The sequence below is a fragment of the Bradyrhizobium sp. CCH5-F6 genome (assembly GCF_001556045.1).
Classification (GTDB): Bacteria; Pseudomonadota; Alphaproteobacteria; order Rhizobiales; family Xanthobacteraceae; genus Bradyrhizobium.
The window spans coordinates 1-2751 of sequence record NZ_LSIC01000134.1 but is presented as its reverse complement, the minus strand read 5'-3'; the positions used below and the strand labels follow the sequence as shown (position 1 = coordinate 2751).

The 2751-nt window shown below is 66.3% G+C and carries 2 protein-coding genes; both read right to left on the bottom strand.

The window, feature by feature from the left end:
- Positions 1 to 260: 260 nt before the first annotated feature.
- Positions 261 to 1004, bottom strand: a complete 744-nt coding sequence (gene istB / locus AX729_RS24405; RefSeq protein ID WP_021075688.1) for an IS21-like element helper ATPase IstB — start codon at positions 1002 to 1004, stop codon at positions 261 to 263.
- Positions 1005 to 1015: 11 nt separating this feature from the next.
- Positions 1016 to 2548 carry an IS21 family transposase gene (gene istA / locus AX729_RS24400; RefSeq protein WP_021075689.1) on the bottom strand — a complete coding sequence of 511 codons (1533 nt, stop codon included), beginning with the start codon at positions 2546 to 2548 and terminating at the stop codon, positions 1016 to 1018.
- Between the last annotated feature and the right edge of the window lie 203 nt (positions 2549 to 2751).

The window sequence follows — 2751 nt, the reverse complement described above, 5'->3', positions numbered from 1 at the left end:
TGCGGATTCCGACGAAGTCGCCCGGGTGTACCGATATGAAGTCGCCCGGGGATTCCGAGACGATGTCGCCCACCTCTCCGATTTGATCTCGCCCGGGGGCGAGGCGTTCTAGCTGCTGAGGTTCTCTGGCATTGGGCAAGCCGCACGGTCAACTGGAATCGCGGCTTGAGCTTGTTGTGTTTCTGTTGCGTTTGCTGTGGGCATGTGGGCAACGCCTTGGCGTTGTCCAAGCGCAGCGGCATGTCCACAGCGTCACGGGCTCAGGTCTTTCGGGCGGATTGCCGGGTTCGGCGCAGGCTCTCGCCAGTAAGGTCGAGCCGATGGGCATTGTGGACGAGGCGATCGAGCACGGCGTCGGCATAGGTAGGATCTCCAATGAGCACATGCCACTGGTCCACGGGGAGCTGGCTGGTGACGATGGTGGAACGATGACCATAGCGATCTTCGAGGATTTCCAGGAGGTCGTGACGGGCACCAGCGTCGAGCGGCTCGAGCCCCCAGTCATCGAGGATCAGCAGATCGACACGGCCGAGCCCGCGCAATAGGCGCGGATGGCGACCGTCGCCGCGCGCGAGAGCGAGGTCATCGAACAGCCGCGGAACACGTTGATAGAGCACGGAGCGATTGTCACGGCAGGCCTTGTGGCCGAGCGCCGAGGCGAGCCAGCTCTTGCCGACGCCGGCCGGGCCGCAGATCAGCAGGTTGGCATGGTCATCGATCCAGCGGCCCTCGACAAGCTTGGCGAACAGCGGGCGGTCGAGGCCGCGCGGGGTGCGGTAGTCGATGTCCTCGACGCACGCTTGCTGACGCAGCTTCGCATAGCGCAGGCGGGTGGCGAGCCGCTTATCGTGGCGCAGTGATGCTTCACGTTCGAGCAGCAGCGCGAGCCATTCGGCGTGACCGAGGCTTGCGGCCTCGCCGGTTGCTTCGATATCGACGAAGGCATTGGCCATGCCGTGGAGGCCGAGGGCGTTGAGGCGGTCGAGGGTCGGATGGGTGAGCAAGGGATGGTCTCCTAGTTGTAGTAGCGCGGTCCGCGGATGTTGGCATGCAGGATCGGCGCATCGTCCGCGGAGCGCTGATGAGCGGGACGCCGATCGAGATTGTTGGCGAGGATCGATTTGACCGAGCCGTAGGTGCGCGCGCCGATGTCGATCGCCCGCGCAGCCGCGGCGTCCAGCCGTCCGCGCCCATAGGAGCCGGCGAGCCTGAGGATGCCGAGGCAGGCGCGGAAGCCTTGCTCGGGGTGCGAGCGCTCGTCGAGAATGAGGTCGCACAAAGCGCTGGTCGCCGGCCCGATCGCGGCAGCGTCCTGTCGGATGCGCGCGATGGTCCAGCCGGCGTAGCGCCGATGGCTGGAGGCCATGTGCTCCGGCACGGTGGTGTGTTTGTGATTACCGCTCATGCGCTGATGCGCGGCGATCCGCTCGCCCTTGTGGAAGATCTCTACGGTGCGGGCAGTGAACCGCACCTCGACCTCGGCGCGCACAAAGCGATGCGGGACGCTGTAGTAATGCTTCTCCACCTCGACGTGGTAATCGAGGCTGACGCGGCGGATCCGCCATTCGGCGAGTACGTAGGGGCTCGCCGGCAATGGCTTGAGCGCCGGCCGATCGACCTCCTCAAGCAGCCGGCGGCGCGTCACGCCGAGCCGCCGGATCGGCCGCTCCTCGTTGAGCCTGGTGAGCAGCTCGCCGATCGCCGCATTGACCTCGGCCAGGCTGTAGAAGGTGCGATGACGCAGGCGGCCGAGCAGCCAGCGCTCGACGATCAGGACGGCTTGCTCGACCTTGGCCTTGTCGCGCGGCTTGCGCGGCCGGGCCGGCAATATGGCGGTGCCGTAATGCGCCGCCATCTCCGCATAGGTCCGATTGATCTGCGGGTCGTACAGGCTCGCCTTGATGACCGCGACCTTGGTGTTGTCAGGCACCAGCAGCGCCGGTATGCCGCCGATCGCCGCGAAGGCGCCAACATGAGCGCTGATCCAGTCGGCGAGCCCCTGCGTCCACGTCGCCTGCGCGTAGGTAAAGCTCGAGGCGCCGAGCACGGCGACGAAGATCTGCGCCATTCTGCGCTCACCGGTGAGACGATCGACCACCACCGGCACGCCGTCGCCGGCATAGTCGACGAACAGCTTGTCGCCGGCTGCGTGCGCCTGGCGCATCGTCACCGACAGGCGGCCCTCCCAGGCGCGGTAAAGCTCACAGAAGCGCGAGTACCGGTATCCGTCGGGTTCGGCGGCGATGTACTCCTCCCACAGGATCGACAGCGTCACGTGCTTGCGCTTGAGCTCGCGGTGCACGGTCGTCCAATCAGGTTCGGCGATGCGGCGGTGACCCTGCCGGTTGCCATTGCCGGTCTTGGCGAACAGGCGGAGTTCCAGGGCCGCGTCCGTGAGCTCGTCGGGCAACGGCCAGGTCAGACCCGCGGCCTCGAACCGCCGGATCGCCAGCCGCACCGTCGAGGGCGCCGCTCCTACCCGTCGCGCAATCTCGCGGCTCGGCAGACCGGCCGCCTTCATCCTGATCACATCGCGCACACGGCGCATCGCAAGCCTCTCCGTCGGCATCCAGGGTCCCCCTTCGCAAAGCCGAAAGGGTTGACCTATGGGAGCCAGAAGAGGCCTCGTCACCCGGGCGACATCATCCCGGAATGGTGGGCGACATCATCTCGGAATGGGTGGGCGACTTCAAATCGGAATGGTGGGCGAGATCATCTCGGAATGCTGGGCGACATCGAGCGGAATCCGCA